The sequence below is a fragment of the Aureimonas psammosilenae genome (assembly GCF_009176975.1).
GTDB classification, from domain to species: domain Bacteria; phylum Pseudomonadota; class Alphaproteobacteria; order Rhizobiales; family Rhizobiaceae; genus Plantimonas; species Plantimonas psammosilenae.
In genome coordinates this window covers 12,922-29,369 of the sequence record NZ_WEZG01000018.1, presented here as the reverse complement: position 1 = coordinate 29,369, position 16,448 = coordinate 12,922, and the positions used below count along the sequence as shown (strand labels likewise).

The window sequence follows — 16,448 nt, the reverse complement described above, 5'->3', positions numbered from 1 at the left end:
CCGCAACCCTGCGGCGAAACTACGCAACGTTAACCGAAGTCGTGCAACCTAGTCTCAAGATGAATTCACAACGGATCTCCGGTGCGCGCGTTCGCCCGCAGAACACACGGCACGCCCGCCCGCGCCGATAGGCTGATGCCGGGGCTTTGCTTCGCCCTGTGCCTTCTGGTGGTGGTGGCGGCGGTCGCCGTGCCCAAGGGATCGCGCGTCGTGGTGATCGCGCCGCCCGGAACGCCGCCGGACCGGATGCTGTCGATCATCACTTCGTCCGGCGGCTCGCTTCTGGCCGCCAGCGCCCGCTCCTGGATCGCTTTTGCGGAAAATCCCGAGCCCAATTTCACTGCCCGTCTTTTCGCCAACGGCGCCGTTCTCGTGCTCGACGGCGCGGCGGCTTTTCTGTGTGCCAGCGAGGAACCCGCTCCATGAGTTCGATCGACCAGATCCGCAGCCGCGCCGCGATCGGCACGCTGGCGCTTCTTTGGATCAACGTCGCGCTTCTGGGGGCTCGCGCCTTGTTCGGGCCGGAAGCGAGCGCCCTCGTTTTCGGCCTCGGCGGGACCCTCGTCGCGGGGCTGGCGACGCTCGCCTGGCGGCGCGATCCGATCGGGGCGGGCACGCGCTGGGTGTCCGGCTTCTGCCACGCCGCGCTCGTGTCGCTCCTGGTTTATTCCTTCAGCGGATCGCCGCTGCAGATCGACATGCATATGTATTTCTTCGCGGTGCTGGCGGTTTGCGCGGCCTGGACCGATTGGCGCCCGCTTGTCGCCTTTGCCGGCTTCACCGCCGTGCAGCACCTCGTTCTTGCCCAGCTCTACCCCGCGATGGTGTTTCCGGGGCCCGCCGGTCTCGATCGCGTCGCGCTCCACGCCGCGATCCTGATTTTGGAGACGGCCTGTCTCGTGACGATCTGCCGAACGGTGGCGCGCTTTGCCGACAACGAGACCGCCGCCGCCGAAGCGCTGGCGGCCAAGGAAGACGCGGCGCGCTCGATGCGGGACGCCGAGGCCGCGCGCGAACGCGAAGCGGCCGCCAAAAGCGCGCAGCACGCGCAAGCCGGGCGCAAGACCGACGAGCTTCGCGCCTTCGTGCAGCAGATCGAGGCGGGCTTCGCGCGGCTCGCCAGCGCCGACCTCACCGTACGCATGGAAGGCACCGCCGCGCCCGAATACGAAACCGTGCGCGAGCGTTTCAACGAGAGCGTCGCGCGGCTCGACAGGGCGGTCGCGCAGGTGATCGGCTCGGTGGAGCGGGTCAACGACGGCCTTGGGCAAATCACCGCCACCGCCGGCGACCTGTCGCAGCGCACCGAAGCGCAGGCCGCGAGCCTGGAGGAAACGGTCGCCGCACTGGCGCAGGTGACGCGCGGCATCGACGCCACCGCCAAGGACGCCGCGAAGGCGCGGCAGGTGGCGGGAGCGGCGCGCGAAGACGCCGGCAGAAGCGGCGAGGTTCTCGCCCGCGCGGTCGCCGCGATGGCGGCCATCGAGCGCTCGTCGGCCGAGATCGGCAAGATCATCGCGGTGATCGACGAGATCGCCTTCCAGACCAACCTCCTGGCGCTGAATGCCGGGGTGGAGGCCGCGCGCGCCGGCGAAGCGGGCCGGGGCTTTGCGGTGGTGGCGCAGGAAGTGCGCGGGCTGGCGCAACGCTCGGCGGAAGCGGCGAAGGAGATCAAAAGCCTCATCTCGACATCGAGCAACCAAGTGGAACAGGGCGTCGAACTCGTCACCCTGTCCGGCCGCTCCATCGAGGAGATCATCGAGCAGGTCGGCGAAATGAGCCGGCTTGTCGGCGCCATCGCCCAAAGCGCCGGCGAACAGGCCATGTCGCTGCGCGAGGTTTCCGTCGCCGCCGACACGATGGACAAGGTCACGCAGGAAAACGCGGCGATGGTGGACCGCACCACCGCTGCCGTTCAAGCGCTGTCCGGCGAAACCACGCAGATGTCGGCGTTGATGGGCCAGTTCCGGACCGGTGCCTCGAGCGCCCCCGCCAGACCGCAACGCCCGGCCCTCGCCTTCGCACGCTCCGCCTGAGGGCCGGGCTTAGAACCGGGGACAGAACCCAGCGGGTCGGTCTGACGGTCCTTTCCGCCCCCGTCCTTCGGACCGTTGCCGATGCTCGCCCATGCGCTGCATGGACTGCGCTCGGCGCCTCGCCGGAAACAAAAAGTCCTCGCCAGCCCTCCTCCTCCAGGTTCTGTCCCCGGTTCTTATCGGATCACGGTCACGGCCACGCCCGCCGCATCCGCCAGCTCGGCCCAGATGCGGTCGGCGGTGATAGCCGGCATGTTCATTTTGCGGGCAAGGGCGAGGCAGCTTCGGTCGCCGAGGCTGAGGCCTTTGGCGCGCGTCTGCGCGATCAACTCGGCCGCCGCTTCGGCCGCTTCCAACGTATGCGCGTGGCATTCGAGATCGAGCGAGCGCACGGTTTCCCGCGCGTGATGCGGGCTCATGCCCTTGGTGATGAGTTTGGCGAGAAGCTCCTGCACGTTCACGGCCGACACCAGCGCACGCCCTTGGAGCATCGCCCCGACATCCTCGCCGCCCGGCTCTTGCAAAAGAAACGCCAGAAGCGCGGAAGTGTCGAGCACCACGCCGCTGCTCATCGTTTCTCCGAGGGAGTTCCGGTTTCCTCTTCCCGCTCGGCTTCCGCTCGGCGCTCGGCGATGAACTCGTCCACGGTGCCAGCACCGTTGGGGATATAGTGCCGGACGAGGTCCTGCGCGCGTTTCAAGGAGCGCCGCAGGGTCGTGACCTCCACCTCGCCGTTCTCCTTCTCGATGAACACCACCTTGCCTCCGCCCTCGAGTTCCAGGCGGGAGCGCAGGGAGGAGGGCAGGTTCATTCTCCCGTTCGCGGCAACAGGAACGACATGCCGGTGGTCCATCGGTGCCGCCTTCCTGTTCGAATGCAGTGATGGGGAGAAAATCCGATTCTCTCCTTATATTCGACTCAGGGAGAAGCGGCAACGCTCTCCCCTCAGATATGCCTCGAAGTGGCCTTTCACCCGTCCGTTTGGCTGGATGCGTGCCGCTCAGATTCCTTAGAAAACGACCGTTTTCCGTCCCTATCGCTTTCGACCGCTTTCCGCCCACGTCGTCCGCTCGAAAATCCGTTTAGATTGCTGTACGAGATAAACCCGTCTGCATTCGTGTTTTTAGCCTCATGGGAGCGTTCACATGGCCGAGCGGGGAGGGGAGGTGCTGATCGGCTATATGCGGGTGTCGAAGTCCGACGGCTCGCAGACCCTCGACCTGCAGCGCGACGCGCTCCTCGCCGCCGGCATTCCGCCGGAGCACCTCTACGAGGACCTCGCGTCCGGCCGCCACGACGCGCGGCCCGGCCTGTCCGCCTGCCTGAAGGCACTGCAACCGGGCAACGTCCTCGTTGTGTGGAAGCTCGACCGGCTCGGGCGCGACCTGAAGCACCTCATCAACACCGTGGACGATCTGCGCGGGCGCGATGTCGGCTTCCGGGTCTTGAGCGGGGCGGGGGCGCAGATCGACACGTCCACCGCCAACGGCCGCTTGTTCTTCGGCGTCTTCGCGGCCTTCGCCGAGTTCGAGCGCGATCTCATCGCGGAGCGCACGCGCGCCGGGCTCGCGGCGGCGCGGGCGAGGGGGCGCAAGGGCGGGCGACCGCGCAAGATGGACAGGACCACGCTTCTGGCCGTCCAGACCATGCTGCGCGACACCGACGAGACGAGCCAGGACATCGCCAAGCGCTTCGGCATCGCGACGCCGACCCTTTATATGTATCTCAACGGCGACGGCTCCTTGAAGGAGGCCGGCGCGAAGCTTCTCGGACTGCCGGTTTGATCCGCCGGACGGTCAGTCGCGCACGGGGGCGTGGGCGGCGCCTTGCGCGATCACCGAGCGCTCGATGCGCTCCCGGTCCAGAACGCCGGATCGGCGCAGTTCCGCCTTCAGCTTGTCGATCGGCGGGGCGTACAGGAAGCCGAAGGACACGCAGTGGTCGCGCCCTTCCACGGCGTGGTGGAGCCGGTGCGCCTGCACGAGCCGCTTGGCATAGCCGCGATGGGGAACGTAGCGGAACGGCCAGCGCTGATGCACCAGCCCGTCATGGGCGATGAAGTAAAGAAGGCCGTAGAGCGTGATGCCCCAGGCGACCGCCAGGATCACCGGCGACAGGTAATGGCCGAGAAAGAACAGCGCGGTGGCCATCACGCTGAACACCGCCGCATAAAGATCGTTCTTCTCGAAGAAGCCTTCGGTTTCCTCGTGGTGCGACTGGTGCCAGCCCCAGCCGCTGCGGCCGTGCATGACGTATTTGTGCATGCCCCAGGCAAAGCCTTCCATCGCCACCACGGTGAGAAGGGCGATCAGGATGTAAAGAAGCGTTTGGAATGTCATGGCGCTCCTGAAGGTTTGCGGATCGGCGGGAAAAGAACGACCCTGCCGCGCCCGGTCACCCGTCATATGGTGACGGCGCACCGACTGCCGAGACCTAATCGGACGCGCGCGATGCAGGCAAGTCTACAGGAACGAGCGTCCGCCCGGCACGCAAGGGCGGACAGGCGAATGGACGCATGCCGCTCCCCAAGACCGCCCAACAGGATAGGTGTCCGCGCATGAACGATCTTGGCATGTCGGCGAGCCCCACCCCGCTCGCCTTCCCCGAAACGGAGACCGTCGCGCGCCCGAAGCTACGGCCTTATCAGGCCGCGATCGGGCTGACGCTGGCATCTCTCGTTCTTCTTTCCTGGATCGCCATCCACGTCGCGGGGGTGTTCTTTTTCGAGATCTCGTGGCGCTCGCTCCTCTTCGTGCCCGTCATCGTCGCGGTGCAATGCTGGCTCACCGTCGGGCTCTTCATCGTGGCCCACGACGCCATGCACCGCTCGCTCGCCCCCGGCTGGCCGCGTGTGAACGCCGCCATCGGCGCCTTTATCCTGACGATCTATGCCGGCTTTGCCTGGCGGCGGGTGCGCGGCGCCCACATGGCCCATCACGACGCGCCCGGAACCGTCGACGACCCGGACTTCTTCGCCGACGAACCGGACCGCTTCTGGCCCTGGTTCCGCACCTTCTTCGCGCGCTATTTCGGGGCGCGCTCCATTCTCTTCGTATGCAGCGTGGTGACGCTCTACATCCTCGTTCTCGGCGCGCCCGTCCAGAATGTCGTCCTGTTCTACGGGCTGCCCTCGCTCCTGTCGTCCTTGCAGCTTTTCTATTTCGGCACCTTCCGCCCGCACCGGCACGAGGAGGAAGCCTTTATCGATCGCCACAACGCGCGGTCCAACCAGTTCGGCTATCTCGCCTCGCTCCTGACCTGCTTCCATTTCGGCTACCATCACGAGCACCATTCCCAGCCCTGGGTGCCCTGGTGGGCGCTGCCGGCCACATGGCGCGAGGAACAAGGGCGCTGAAACGAAAGCCGAGCGGCTCGGTCAACCGGGCCCCGTGCGTCGAACTCAAATCAAGCCGGCTTATAAAGACGCCCGTTTCGGGGCCATTCGTGCCGAGCGAGAAGCGCTCGGTCGCCTGGATGACGCGGAAGGCGCAAGGCCGGTTCATCCACCGTCGATCCTTCCGAGACGTTCGAGGTTTCCCGATCCCATCGCGGAAGCAGTCCTCGTTCGCTTTTCGCGGAGCCATGGCGGCCGGGTGATCGGCTCCGACCGCCATGGTGACCCTCCGGCATCGCCGGCGGTTTGCCCGCAGCCTATTTCGAAGCGTCCAGTTCCGCGACGCCGCTGTTTCGATCGGCATAGGCCGCCTGGAACGCCGGTCGCTGCTGCCAACGCCGCCAGAACGCATCGAGATGCTCGAAGCGCTCGTCCAGCGGTGTCGCGTTCACCGGGAACTTGGAAAAGGCGATGGCCGTCGCCAGCGTGATGTCCGAGAAGGTCGGCGCGTCCTTGCCCAGCATCCACTCGCGTCCGTCCGACAAGTGCGCGTTCACGAGACCCGCATGGGCAAGCGCTTCCTTGCGGCAATGCTCGCCCCAGGCCGGATTGTGCGTCAGTTCGAGCTTGGGTCCCAGGCCCTGATGCAGGACATGGAACATCGTGGTGATGCGGTAGAGCACGTGGACCCAGATGCGGTTGTCCCACATGGCGTCGAGCCCCTGCTCCATCGGCGTCTCGCCCATGATGCGGCGGCCGGGATGCGCCTGGTCCAGATACCGGACGATGGCGGCGGTTTCGGAAAGGATGCTGCCATCGGCAAGGCGAAGCGTCGGCGTTTCGCCCCACGGGTTCATCTTGAGGTGACGCCACTGCCGCTGCTCGCCGCCGGGCGCCATGTCGTAGACATGCTCCTCGAACTGATCGGCGATGCCCTTCTCATGCAGGAAAAGGCGCAGGCGCTGGGGGTTCGGAAAGGCCGACGGCGAGGTGAAGAGGCAAGGCTTGGCGGTCATCGGAGCGTCCTGTCGTTGCGTCTACCTATCGGCAGGTAGGATGCGGGGATCTATGTGCGCTTCCCACCCGGCTTGTCAAAGCCTATCTATCGTCAGGCAGACGGGGGCGGAGATGACCACCAATACCAGGGAGCGGATCATGGAGGCGGCACGGCTCACCGTGCAGGACCTCGGCTATCACGGCCTCAGCTTCCGCGAGCTGGCCAAGGAGGTCGGCATCAAGAGCGCCAGCATCCACTATTATTTCCCGACGAAAGGGGAATTGGTGGCGGCGATCATGCGCAGCTACATCGAGCGGCACGAGGCGTTTCTCGACAACCTTCAGGCGGAGGGCTCCGGGCGCGGCGTCCTGATGGACCAGTACACCGATATGTTCCGCCGCACGCTCCTGAACGGCAACCGCATGTGTCTGGCCGGGATGCTGTCGGCCGAGCGCAACGAACTTCCCGAAGATGTCCGGGCCGAGGTGGTGCGATGGGGAGAGATGAACGAGCGCTGGCTCGCCGGCGTGCTGGCGTCAGAAGACGATGCGGATGCGGGTGATGCAAGGCATCGCGCCAGGGCCGTCTTCGCGGCGGTCTCGGGTGCCCAGATGATCGCGCACGGACGCAACGAGGTCGCCGCCTACGACGACGTCATCGCGGCCTACCGAGGCAGCGGCCTTCTTCCCTGAACGCGTCGGACCGAAGCCGGCGACGCATCGCCCTGCAAATCAGGTCCGCGTCCGCCGCGCGGAAGTGGGTCTGTTCTCTCATCCCGACCGGATCGGGGGAGCCCTGTCGCAACCCCTCATCCACAACTTGCTCTCCCTCATCGCGGGTTATTTGCCCGCATGGCGGGTAGCGCCATGCATCCGCCATCTGAAGCGTGGAACTGGCTCGCCGTCGGCGCGGTGTTCGCCTTCGCGTCGGCGGATGTTTTCCCGTGTTCAATGGCAATGGATCACCCGTCATGCGTCGAGCTCTTCTTGTTTCCGCCGTTCTGCCCTTGCTTTGGTTGGGGGCGCCCGCCCATGCGCAGGATGCCGCGACGAACGACGCCGATTATCTGCAGAACCGCGCGGCGACCTTGAACGATCGCATCGACATCGCCGCGAACGAGCACAAGCTGTCCAAGAAGAAGGCCAAGAGCCTCCACCTCACCGTCGGGCGCGTGCAAACGCAGGCCGGCAATCTCCAGACCCGCAACGGCACCATCGAGCCGAAGGATGTCGACCGGATGAACCAGACGCTGACCGACGTGGAGCGGGCTTTGCCCCGGTAATCATCGCGTTTTCCCGGGCGCGGGTTCTTCGCGCCCGGACCCTAGGGCAGGCGTTCCCGCATTCAGGCATCGCCACCGCCGGGCGATCGCCCACCCGACGGCGCGCCCCGACACGCCGCCAAAAACCCGCGCGGCGCGTCGAGAGGGGTGACGCACCGTTCAAGCCCCTTTCATGTTGTTCAACCTGAAGCGGCATGTCATGCTGGGAATGGTTGCTCACCAGGGGCCCGTATTGTCCGCATCCCTTCCCGTTTCCTCCACCAGCGCCAGCGCCAAGCTCGGGCTGCGCCTGAAGCTCGCCCGCCAGACCAAGGGCATGACGCTGAAGGAGGTGGCGCTCGCCGCCGGCTGTTCCGAAAGCCTCCTGTCGAAGGTCGAGAACGGCAAGGCTTCGCCGTCCCTGCCGATGCTGCACAAACTGGTGGAGGTCTTAAGCACCAATATCGGCCGTATGTTCGAGGAGGTCGACGGCGAGGAGGGCATCATCTTCCGCGCCGGGCAAAGGCCGCTGATCGCGCTCGACCCCTTGCGCCAGGGCGACGGCGTCGCGCTGGAGCGCGTGATCCCTTATTCCGCCGGCCATCTCCTGCAATGCAACATCCACCATATCGGCGCGAACGGCACCAGCGCGGGGCCGATCAGCCATGCCGGCGAGGAAGTCGGCTACGTGATCGCGGGCGTGGTGGAACTGATCGTCGACGAGCGCAGCTTTCTGTTGAAAGCCGGCGATTCCTTCGCCTTCCGCTCGGAGCGCCCGCACCATTACCGCAATGGCGGCTCCGAGCCGGCGAGCATCTTCTGGGTGAACACGCCGCCGACCTTCTGATCCCGCCGGGAGATTTTCGGCTTAGGCGGCGTGGGTGCGCTGCACAAAAAATCGGCAAGCGCGGCCCCCATCCGAAAATTCGGCAAATGGCTTGACATGCATTCAAGTCTCTTGAATTCTCCCCTCGCACCGAACCGGTGCGGGCCCGGTGCCGGGCAGATCCACGAAGGGGAATTCCGAATGCGCCTCTCCCGCAAGCTCGGCCTCGGCGCCGTTGTTCTGGCACTCTTCGGGTCCTCGGCCATGTCCGCCGCTTCGGCCGACACCTACGCCCTGGTGACGATCAACCAGCAGGCTTTGTTCTTCAACCAGATCAACGACGGCGCGAAGGCCGCCGCCACCGCCGCCGGCGCCGATCTCGTGATCTTCGACGCCAACAACGTGCCCGCCGCCCAGAACACCGCCATCGAGAACTACGTGACCCAGAAGGTCGACGGCATCATCCTGATCGCCATCGACGTCAACGGCGTGAAGCCGGCGATCACGGAAGCCAAGAAGGCCGGCATCCCGGTGATCGCCATCGATGCGCAGATCCCGGACGGCGACAACATCTCCTTTGTCGGCGTCGATAACGCCAAAGCCGGCGAACTGATCGGCAAGCACTATGCCGATTACGTCGCCAAGGAGATGAAGGGCGAGGCCACCGTCGGCGTCGTCGGCGCGCTCAATTCCTTCATCCAGAACCAGCGGCTGGACGGCTTCAAGAAGGCCGTGACCGAAAGCGGCGCCAAAGTGCAGTTCCTCGACACGGTGGACGGCCAGAACGTCCAGGACGTGGCGCTCGGCGCGGCCGAGAACCTGATGACCGCCAATCCCACCATGACGACCCTCTACGCCACGGGCGAGCCGGCCCTGATCGGCGCGGTCTCGGCGGTGGAAAGCCAGGGTCGGCAAAGCGACGTGAAGGTCTTCGGCTGGGACCTGACGGCGCAGGCCGTGAAGGGCATCGACGAGGGCTGGGTCGCCGCCGTCGTCCAGCAGGACCCCGCCGGCGAAGGCAAGGCCGCCGTGGAAGCGCTCGCCACCCTCAAGAAGGGCGGCAAGGTCGAGCCGATCATCAACGTGCCGGTGACCGTCGTCACCAAGGAGAATGTCGACCAGTTCCGGGGCATGTTCAAGTAACGCCGCCCCGTTCCCCTTTCGCCTTTCCTGCCCGAAAGGCGATCGCGAGCGGAGGGGCCCAAGCCCATGCAAACCATGCGGCCCCTCCGCCACCTTTCTTCCCTCGCCCACCCGCAACGGGACCCGAGCGCACGCCCATGAGCATGAACCCGCCCGACCGGGTCCGGATGACCGGCATCACCAAGCGTTACGGGCCGATCCAGACGCTTCACGACGTGTCGCTGCATCTCGCCCCCGGCGAGGTGCTCGGGCTCGTCGGCGACAACGGCGCGGGCAAGTCGACCTTGTCCAAGGTCCTGTCCGGCGCGGTGGTGCCGGATAGCGGCACGATCGAGATCGACGGGCAGCCGGTCGCCTTCGCCACCCCCGCCGACGCGCGCGCCGCCCATGTCGAGATGGTCTACCAGGACCTTTCGCTTTGCGACACGGTGGATGTCGCGGGTAACATCTTCCTCGGCCGCGAGCCGGTGAAGAGCCTTGGCGGCGTCAAGCTCCTCGACAAGAAGCGGATGCATGACGAGGCGAGAGCCATGCTGGAGCGGCTCGGCATCGTCATCGCCGATACGCGGTTGAAGGTGGAGAACCTGTCGGGCGGCCAGCGCCAGTCGATCGCCATCGGCCGGGCCGCGTCCTTCGATCCGAAGGTCCTCATCATGGACGAGCCAACGGCGGCGCTGGCTGTGGCCGAGGTGGAAGCGGTGCTGGATCTCATCCGCACCGTGTCGGCGCGCGGCGTGTCGGTGATCCTGATCACCCACCGCCTCCAGGACCTCTTCCTCGTCTGCGACCGCATCCAGGTGATGTACGAGGGCCGCAACGTCGCCGAGCGGCGGGTGGCCGAGACCGACATCGAGGAAGTCGTCAATCTCATCGTCGGGCGCAAATTCGCCGCCCGCTCGGCCCGCCACGGCGGATCGCCGGCAGAGGGAGCCAGCCTGTGAGCCCGCCCACCCCTTCGCAGAGCGCGACCCTCCACGCGCCGGGCGCCGCGCCGCGCGTGCGCAAGGCGACGCTCCACGACCGCTTCATGGCCAACGGCTCGGTCGGCTCCATCGCCATCTTCTTCGTGGCGGTCTGCCTCCTTTTCACCTTCGCGACCGACGCCTTTCTCACCGCCCCGAACCTTTTGAACGTCGTTCGCCAGTCCGCCCCGTTGCTGATCGTGGCGGGGGCGATGACCCTCGTGATCACCACCGGCGGCATCGATCTGTCCGTCGGCTCGGTTCTCGCCCTTGTCTGCGCCCTGTCGGCGGCGCTTCTCCAGATGGGCGTGCCCTGGCCGCTGGTGATCCTCGCGATGCTCCTCCTCGGCGCGCTGGTCGGCGCGTTCCAGGGCTTCTTTATCGCCTATGAGGGCATCCCCGCCTTTATCGTGACGCTGGCGGGCTTGTCGGTGATCCGGGGCGTGGCGCTGCTCGTCACCGGCGGGTATTCGATCCCGATCGCCCCCGACAGCCCCTTCGTCACCATGGGGCGCGGCTGGTTTCTGGGCGTTCCCATCCCCGCCTGGATCGCGCTGGCGAGCCTCGGGCTCGCGGCCCTCGTCTTCAACGGCACGCGCTTCGGGCGCTATGTCACCGGCATCGGGGCCAACAAGGAAGCGGTGCGCCGCGCCGGCATCGACACGCGCCGGATGCTGCTTTTCGTCTACATGATCTCGTCCACGGCCGCCGCGCTCGCCGGCATCGTTCTCGCCGGTCGCCTCGGCTCCGGCTCCTCCAATTCCGGCCAGGGCTTCGAGCTCGACGTGATCGCCGCCGTGGTTCTCGGCGGCACCTCGCTCTTCGGCGGGCGCGGAACCATGGTCGGCACGGTGCTCGGCGCGCTGACGGTCTCGGTGATCGCCAACGGCCTGATCCTCTCGCATATGTCGCCGTTCCTCACCCCGATCATCACGGGCTCCATCATCCTCGTCGCGATCTGGCTGAACTTCCGCATCTTCCGCGGCGCGAAGGGCAAGACCTGAGCCATGGCCCTCGAATTTCTCAGGCCCGGCCAACATCATGCCGCCCCCGGCATCGGCGTCCGGTCCGGCCATGTGATGACCGTCACCGGCCCGCTTCCCGTCGCCGAGATGGGCGTGACCCTGATGCACGAGCACATCCTTATCGATGGCTCGAAGGCGTGGCGCTGCCCCTGCCATCCGCCGGACCCGGTTCTGAACGAGGGGCCGGTGCGAATAGAGATCATCGGCGAATTGCGGATGAACCCCTATATGAACCGGGACAACGTTTCGCTGACCGATAGCGACCTCGCCTTGTCGGAGCTGAAGCTGTTCCAGGCGCTCGGCGGCCACACGGTGGTGGATCCGACGAATTTCGGCATCGGCCGCGATCCCGAGAAGCTCGCCCGCATTTCCCGCATGGGAAACCTGAAGATCGTCATGGGCTCAGGCTTTTACCTCGAATTCAGCCATCCCGAATGGTTGAAGCGGATGGACGTGGACGAGGTCGCCGACCTCATCGTCAAGGATGTCGGCGGCGCGGCGGAGAAGCCGGCGATCATGGCCGGCATCATCGGCGAGGTCGGCGTTTCCAAGGATTTTACGCCCGAGGAGCGGAAATCCTTGCGCGCGAGTGCCAGAGCCTCGGCGCGAACCGGCGTGCCCCTCTCGATCCACCTTCCCGGCTGGGAGCGCCTCGCCCACGAGGTTCTCGATGTCGTGGAAGCGGAAGGCGCGGACCTCCGCCACACGGTTCTCTGCCACATGAACCCGAGCCACGCGGATCTGCCCTACCAGACGAGTCTCGCCCGGCGCGGGGCGTTTCTGGAATACGACATGATCGGCATGGACTATTATTATGCCGACCAGGACGCCCAGTCCCCTTCCGACGAGGAAAACGCGCGGGCGATCCGGAGCCTTGTCGATGCCGGCTTCGCCGACCGCGTGCTCCTCAGCCAGGACGTGTTCCTGAAGATGATGCTGACCCGCTTCGGCGGCTTCGGCTACGCCCATGTCCTCAAGCATTTCGTGCCGCGCCTCAAACGCCACGGCGTCGCCGACACCGTCATCGACGCGATCATGGTCGACAATCCGCGCGCCGTGTTCTCGGCCGCCTGATCCTTTTTGGTTGAAAGAAAGACGACGAACATGACCGAGAAAAAGGTCCTTCTCGCCGGCGAGTCCTGGGTCTCCACCGCCACCCATATCAAGGGCTTCGACCAGTTCCCGACCGTCACCTACCACCAGGGCGCGGACGAGCTTCTCGCAGCCCTGAAGGGCAGCCCCTTCGCGATCACCTTCATGCCCGCCCATCAGGCGCAGCGCGACTTTCCGCAGACCATCGAAGCGCTGGAAGCCTATGACGCGGTGATCCTGTCGGATATCGGCGCGAACACGCTGCTTCTCCATCCCGACACCTGGATTCACTCCAAGACGACGCCGAACCGCCTGAAGCTTTTGAGAGAATATGTGGAGCGCGGCGGGGCGCTTCTGATGTTCGGCGGTTATTACTCGTTCCAGGGCATCAATGGCGGCGCGCGCTACCGCAAGACGGCCGTGGAGGAGGTGCTGCCCGTGTCGTGCCTTCCCGTGGACGACCGCGTCGAGGTGCCGGAAGGTTTTGCGCCCGTCGTCACCGGCGACACGTCCCACCCCATCCTCCAAGGGCTCGGCACCGATTGGCCGGTGCTTCTCGGCTACAACGAGGTGGAACTGAAGCCCGGCGCGGAGGTGCTCGCCACGGTGTCCACCGAATACGGTTCGCAGCCGCTTCTCGTCACCGGCACCTATGGCAAGGGACGCACCGTGGTCTGGACCTCCGATGTCGGGCCGCACTGGCTGCCGGGCGAGTTCATCCGCTGGGACGGTTACGCCAAGCTCTTCGGGGCGATGCTGGCCTGGGCGACCGCGAAAAGCTGATCCGATGACCGTGCATGTCGTCGGCAATATCTGCCTCGACACCAGCTTCCGCCTTGCCCGCTTTCCGGCGGCCGGGGAAACGCTGAACGCCGACGCTTGCGACGTCGGGCTCGGCGGCAAGGGCGCCAACCAGGCGCTCGCCGCCTGGCGGACGGGCACGGAAACGCGTTTCTGGGCCCCGGTCGGTTGCGACGGCGAGGCGGAAACCATCCGCCGGCTTCTCGCCGAGACCGGCCTTCGCTCGGGAGATCTCGTGTCGGTGGAAGGCCCGAGCGACCGCTCCTCGGTGCTTCTGGACGCGGCGGGCGAGAACCTCATCGTCAGCGCCGTTGCGGCGGCGCGGGGCTTTCACGCCGAGCACGCCGGTTGGGTGGGGGAAGCGCGGGCCGGCGACATTCTCGTGATGCAGAACAATCTCGGCCCCGCCACCACGGCGGCCTGCCTCGCCAGGGCGCGCGAAAAGGGCCTTTTCACCGTGTTGAACGCCAGCCCGCTGGGTGACACGGCCCCGCCCCCCATTCTTCGCGACGTGGATCTCGTGGTGGTCAACCGGGGCGAAGGGGAACAACTGACGGGCGAGGCGCACGTGCCCGCGATCCTCGCCGCGCTTCTGGCGCAGGGGCCGGACTGCGCGGTGCTCACCCTCGGGGCGCAAGGCGCGGTCATGGCGAACGGCGATCATCGCCTCGCTCTTTCGAGCCCGCCCGTGGCGGTGGTGGATACGAGCGGCGCGGGCGATGTTCTGTGCGGCACGTTGGCCGGGCTTCTCGACCGCGAGTTCCTGGAAGAAACGGCGTTTCGCCTCGCTGTTCTCGCCGCCGGGCGGGCCGTGATGCGGCCGGGGGCCTTCGGCTGCGGCCCGACGCGCGCCGAGATGGACGACATCGTGAAGGAAACAAGATGACTTCGACCACCATCGGGCGTGGGAGCGCCGACACGATTTCCGCCATCTTCGGCGTGGCGAAGGCCGTGATCGGCGTCGTGCACCTGCCGCCTTTGCCGGGCGCCCCGCGCTTCGACGGCGAAGCGGTGGAGGCGATCTACGCGCAAGGGCTCGCCGACGCCCGTTCCTATCTCGAAAACGGCTGCGACGGGGTGATCGTGGAAAACCACGGCGACGTGCCGTTTTCCAAGCCCGACGACATCGGCCACGAGACCTCGGCGCATATGGCGGTGATCTCCGACCGCATCCGGCGCGAGCTCGGCCGCCCGATCGGGGTCAACGTCCTCGCCAATGCCGCGATCCCCGCGCTCGCCATCGCCAGCGCGAGCGGCGCATCCTTCATCCGCGTCAACCAATGGGCCAACGCCTATGTCGCCAACGAAGGCTTCGTGGAAGGCGAAGCGGCGCGCGCATCACGTTATCGCGCGCAGCTCCGCGCCAAGAACATCCGCATCTTTGCCGACGCCCATGTGAAGCACGGGGCGCACGCCATCGTCGCAGACCGCCCGGTGGAAGAGCAGGTGAAGGACCTCGTGTTCTTCGACGCGGACGTCGTGATCGCCACCGGCCAGCGCACCGGCCACGCGGCGGACCTGTCCTATATCCGCATGATCAAGGAAGCCGGCGGCCTGCCGACGCTGGTCGGCTCGGGCGTCACCCCGGACAATGCCGGCGACATCCTCGATATCGTCGACGGCGTCATCGTCGCGAGTTCCTTGAAGCATGACGGCGTCTGGTGGAACGCGGTGGACCCGGCGCGCGTCAAGCGCTTCATCGCCGGGCTGAAGCGATGAGTTCGCCCCCGGCGATCCGCGCGGGCCGCCTGCAGGACCGCCTCGCCGCCTTTGCCGCGATCGGCGCGACCGCGAAGAACGGGGTCAACCGGCAGGCCCTGACGGCGGGCGACCGGCAAGCGCGCCGGCTTCTCGCCGAACTCGGGAGCGCGCGGGGCTTTGCCGTGTCGCAGGACGCGGCGGCGAACCTTTTCCTTCGGCGCGAAGGCCGCGACCCTTCCCTGCCGCCGCTTCTTCTCGGTTCCCATCTCGACACGCAGCCGACGGGCGGGCGCTTCGACGGGGCGCTCGGGGTTCTGGCCGCTCTGGAAGTCCTGGAAGCCCTGGCGGATGCGGGTGTGGAAACGCCGCGCGCGGTGGAGGTCGTGGCCTGGACCAACGAGGAAGGCAGCCGCTTTTCGCCCGGCTGCTTCGGCTCGCGGGCCTTTGCCGCAGGCCGGATCGACCCGGCCTGGGAAAACGCGCTGAGCCTTGACGGCGAGCGCCTCGGCGACGAGCTGGCGGCGACGCTCGCCGCCCTGACGGAGGCCGCGATGCGTCCCCTCGGCGGAACCATCGCCGGCTATCTCGAGCTTCATATCGAACAGGGCCCCGTTCTGGAGCGCGAGGAGATCGCGGTCGGCGCGGTCACCGGCATCCAGGGAACGCGCTGGCTGGAGATCGCGATCGCGGGCGCGGCGGCCCATGCCGGCACGACGCCTTCAAGCTTTCGCCGCGACCCGATGGTGGCCGCTGCGGCCTCGCTCCACGATCTCTACGGAAACGTCATGCCGCGTGACGAAAACGCCCGGCTGACCGTCGGTCGCCTTCGCGCCGAGCCCGGCTCGATCAACGCCGTTCCCGAGCGCGTGATTTTTTCCGTGGACATCCGCCACCCCGACCCCGCGCGCCTCGACGCGATCGAGGCCCATGTGCGCCGGACCTGCGCCCATGCCGCCGCGGCTGCCGGCTGCCGGTCGGAGGCCAGCATTCTCTTCGACATGCCGCCGCTCACCTTTCCCGACGCCATGGTCGCCCTTGTCGAGGACGCGGCGACGCGCCAAGGCTTTTCCGTGCGGCGGATGGTGTCCGGGGCCTTCCACGACGCGCTTTTCGTCGCCCGCGTCGCACCCGCCGCCATGATCTTCGTGCCCTGCCGCGACGGGATCAGCCACAACGAAGCCGAGGACGTCGAGCCGCGCCATGCCGCCGCCGGCGCGGCGACGCTTCTCGAATGCGCGCTGGCCGCCGCCTGAAACCCCAGTCTGACAAC

At 66.8% G+C, this 16,448-nt stretch carries 19 protein-coding genes; 15 read left to right on the top strand and 4 right to left on the bottom strand.

What is annotated here, in order from left to right; genetic code table 11:
• Window positions 1-81: 81 nt before the first annotated feature.
• Entirely contained in the window at window positions 82-426 is a 345-nt protein-coding gene (locus F9929_RS21980; RefSeq protein WP_152048700.1) for a hypothetical protein, read from the top strand.
• A complete protein-coding gene (locus F9929_RS21975; protein WP_152048699.1) occupies window positions 423-2,036 on the top strand; it encodes a methyl-accepting chemotaxis protein in 1,614 nt (537 codons plus the stop codon). The genes F9929_RS21980 and F9929_RS21975 overlap by 4 nt, the downstream gene beginning before the upstream one ends.
• 176 nt (window positions 2,037-2,212) lie before the next feature.
• Here the strand turns inward: F9929_RS21975 and F9929_RS21970 are convergent, their stop codons facing one another.
• Entirely contained in the window at window positions 2,213-2,608 is a 396-nt protein-coding gene (locus tag F9929_RS21970) for a type II toxin-antitoxin system VapC family toxin (RefSeq protein ID WP_152048698.1), read from the bottom strand.
• Entirely contained in the window at window positions 2,605-2,889 is a 285-nt protein-coding gene (locus tag F9929_RS21965) for an AbrB/MazE/SpoVT family DNA-binding domain-containing protein (protein ID WP_152048697.1), read from the bottom strand. The genes F9929_RS21970 and F9929_RS21965 overlap by 4 nt, the downstream gene beginning before the upstream one ends.
• 313 nt (window positions 2,890-3,202) lie before the next feature.
• Between F9929_RS21965 and F9929_RS21960 the strand changes: the two genes are divergently transcribed.
• Complete coding sequence (locus F9929_RS21960) at window positions 3,203-3,820, top strand: recombinase family protein (protein WP_152048728.1); 618 nt, start codon at window positions 3,203-3,205, stop codon at window positions 3,818-3,820.
• 12 nt (window positions 3,821-3,832) lie between these two features.
• Here the strand turns inward: F9929_RS21960 and F9929_RS21955 are convergent, their stop codons facing one another.
• Window positions 3,833-4,375, bottom strand: coding sequence for a sterol desaturase family protein (locus F9929_RS21955; RefSeq protein WP_152048696.1), 543 nt, complete (start codon window positions 4,373-4,375; stop codon window positions 3,833-3,835).
• A gap of 218 nt (window positions 4,376-4,593) precedes the next feature.
• On the opposite strand from F9929_RS21955, the gene F9929_RS21950 reads away from it, so the two are divergent.
• On the top strand, window positions 4,594-5,391 hold the full coding sequence (locus F9929_RS21950; protein WP_152048695.1) for a fatty acid desaturase: 798 nt from the start codon (window positions 4,594-4,596) through the stop codon (window positions 5,389-5,391).
• 296 nt (window positions 5,392-5,687) lie between these two features.
• On the opposite strand, the gene F9929_RS21945 is transcribed toward F9929_RS21950, so the two are convergent.
• On the bottom strand, window positions 5,688-6,386 hold the full coding sequence (locus tag F9929_RS21945) for a glutathione S-transferase family protein (protein WP_152048694.1): 699 nt from the start codon (window positions 6,384-6,386) through the stop codon (window positions 5,688-5,690).
• Window positions 6,387-6,498: 112 nt separating this feature from the next.
• On the opposite strand from F9929_RS21945, the gene F9929_RS21940 reads away from it, so the two are divergent.
• From F9929_RS21940 to F9929_RS21890, 11 genes are all read left to right on the top strand, one after another.
• Window positions 6,499-7,059 (top strand): TetR/AcrR family transcriptional regulator, encoded by a 561-nt coding sequence (locus tag F9929_RS21940; RefSeq protein ID WP_152048693.1) that lies wholly within the window; start codon window positions 6,499-6,501, stop codon window positions 7,057-7,059.
• Between the two features lie 278 nt (window positions 7,060-7,337).
• On the top strand, window positions 7,338-7,649 hold the full coding sequence (locus tag F9929_RS21935; protein ID WP_152048692.1) for a hypothetical protein: 312 nt from the start codon (window positions 7,338-7,340) through the stop codon (window positions 7,647-7,649).
• A gap of 232 nt (window positions 7,650-7,881) precedes the next feature.
• Complete coding sequence (locus tag F9929_RS21930) at window positions 7,882-8,475, top strand: cupin domain-containing protein (protein WP_235919506.1); 594 nt, start codon at window positions 7,882-7,884, stop codon at window positions 8,473-8,475.
• 243 nt (window positions 8,476-8,718) lie between these two features.
• The gene (locus tag F9929_RS21925) at window positions 8,719-9,597 is read left to right on the top strand and encodes an ABC transporter substrate-binding protein (RefSeq protein ID WP_407922268.1); all 879 of its coding nucleotides are present in this window, start codon (window positions 8,719-8,721) and stop codon (window positions 9,595-9,597) included.
• 137 nt (window positions 9,598-9,734) lie between these two features.
• A complete protein-coding gene (locus tag F9929_RS21920; protein ID WP_235919505.1) occupies window positions 9,735-10,538 on the top strand; it encodes an ATP-binding cassette domain-containing protein in 804 nt (267 codons plus the stop codon).
• An 86-nt stretch (window positions 10,539-10,624) separates the two neighbouring features.
• Window positions 10,625-11,563: an ABC transporter permease gene (locus F9929_RS21915; RefSeq protein WP_152048725.1), complete on the top strand. Its 939-nt coding sequence runs from the start codon at window positions 10,625-10,627 to the stop codon at window positions 11,561-11,563.
• A 3-nt stretch (window positions 11,564-11,566) separates the two neighbouring features.
• Window positions 11,567-12,658, top strand: a complete 1,092-nt coding sequence (locus tag F9929_RS21910) for a phosphotriesterase family protein (protein ID WP_152048690.1) — start codon at window positions 11,567-11,569, stop codon at window positions 12,656-12,658.
• 30 nt (window positions 12,659-12,688) lie between these two features.
• Window positions 12,689-13,459 (top strand): glutamine amidotransferase, encoded by a 771-nt coding sequence (locus F9929_RS21905; RefSeq protein WP_152048689.1) that lies wholly within the window; start codon window positions 12,689-12,691, stop codon window positions 13,457-13,459.
• Between the two features lie 4 nt (window positions 13,460-13,463).
• Window positions 13,464-14,363 (top strand): PfkB family carbohydrate kinase, encoded by a 900-nt coding sequence (locus F9929_RS21900; protein ID WP_193227867.1) that lies wholly within the window; start codon window positions 13,464-13,466, stop codon window positions 14,361-14,363.
• Window positions 14,360-15,196 (top strand): BtpA/SgcQ family protein, encoded by an 837-nt coding sequence (locus F9929_RS21895; RefSeq protein WP_152048687.1) that lies wholly within the window; start codon window positions 14,360-14,362, stop codon window positions 15,194-15,196. Before F9929_RS21900 ends, F9929_RS21895 begins: the two co-directional genes overlap by 4 nt.
• Entirely contained in the window at window positions 15,193-16,431 is a 1,239-nt protein-coding gene (locus tag F9929_RS21890; RefSeq protein WP_152048686.1) for a hydantoinase/carbamoylase family amidase, read from the top strand. The genes F9929_RS21895 and F9929_RS21890 overlap by 4 nt, the downstream gene beginning before the upstream one ends.
• Window positions 16,432-16,448 lie beyond the last annotated feature (17 nt).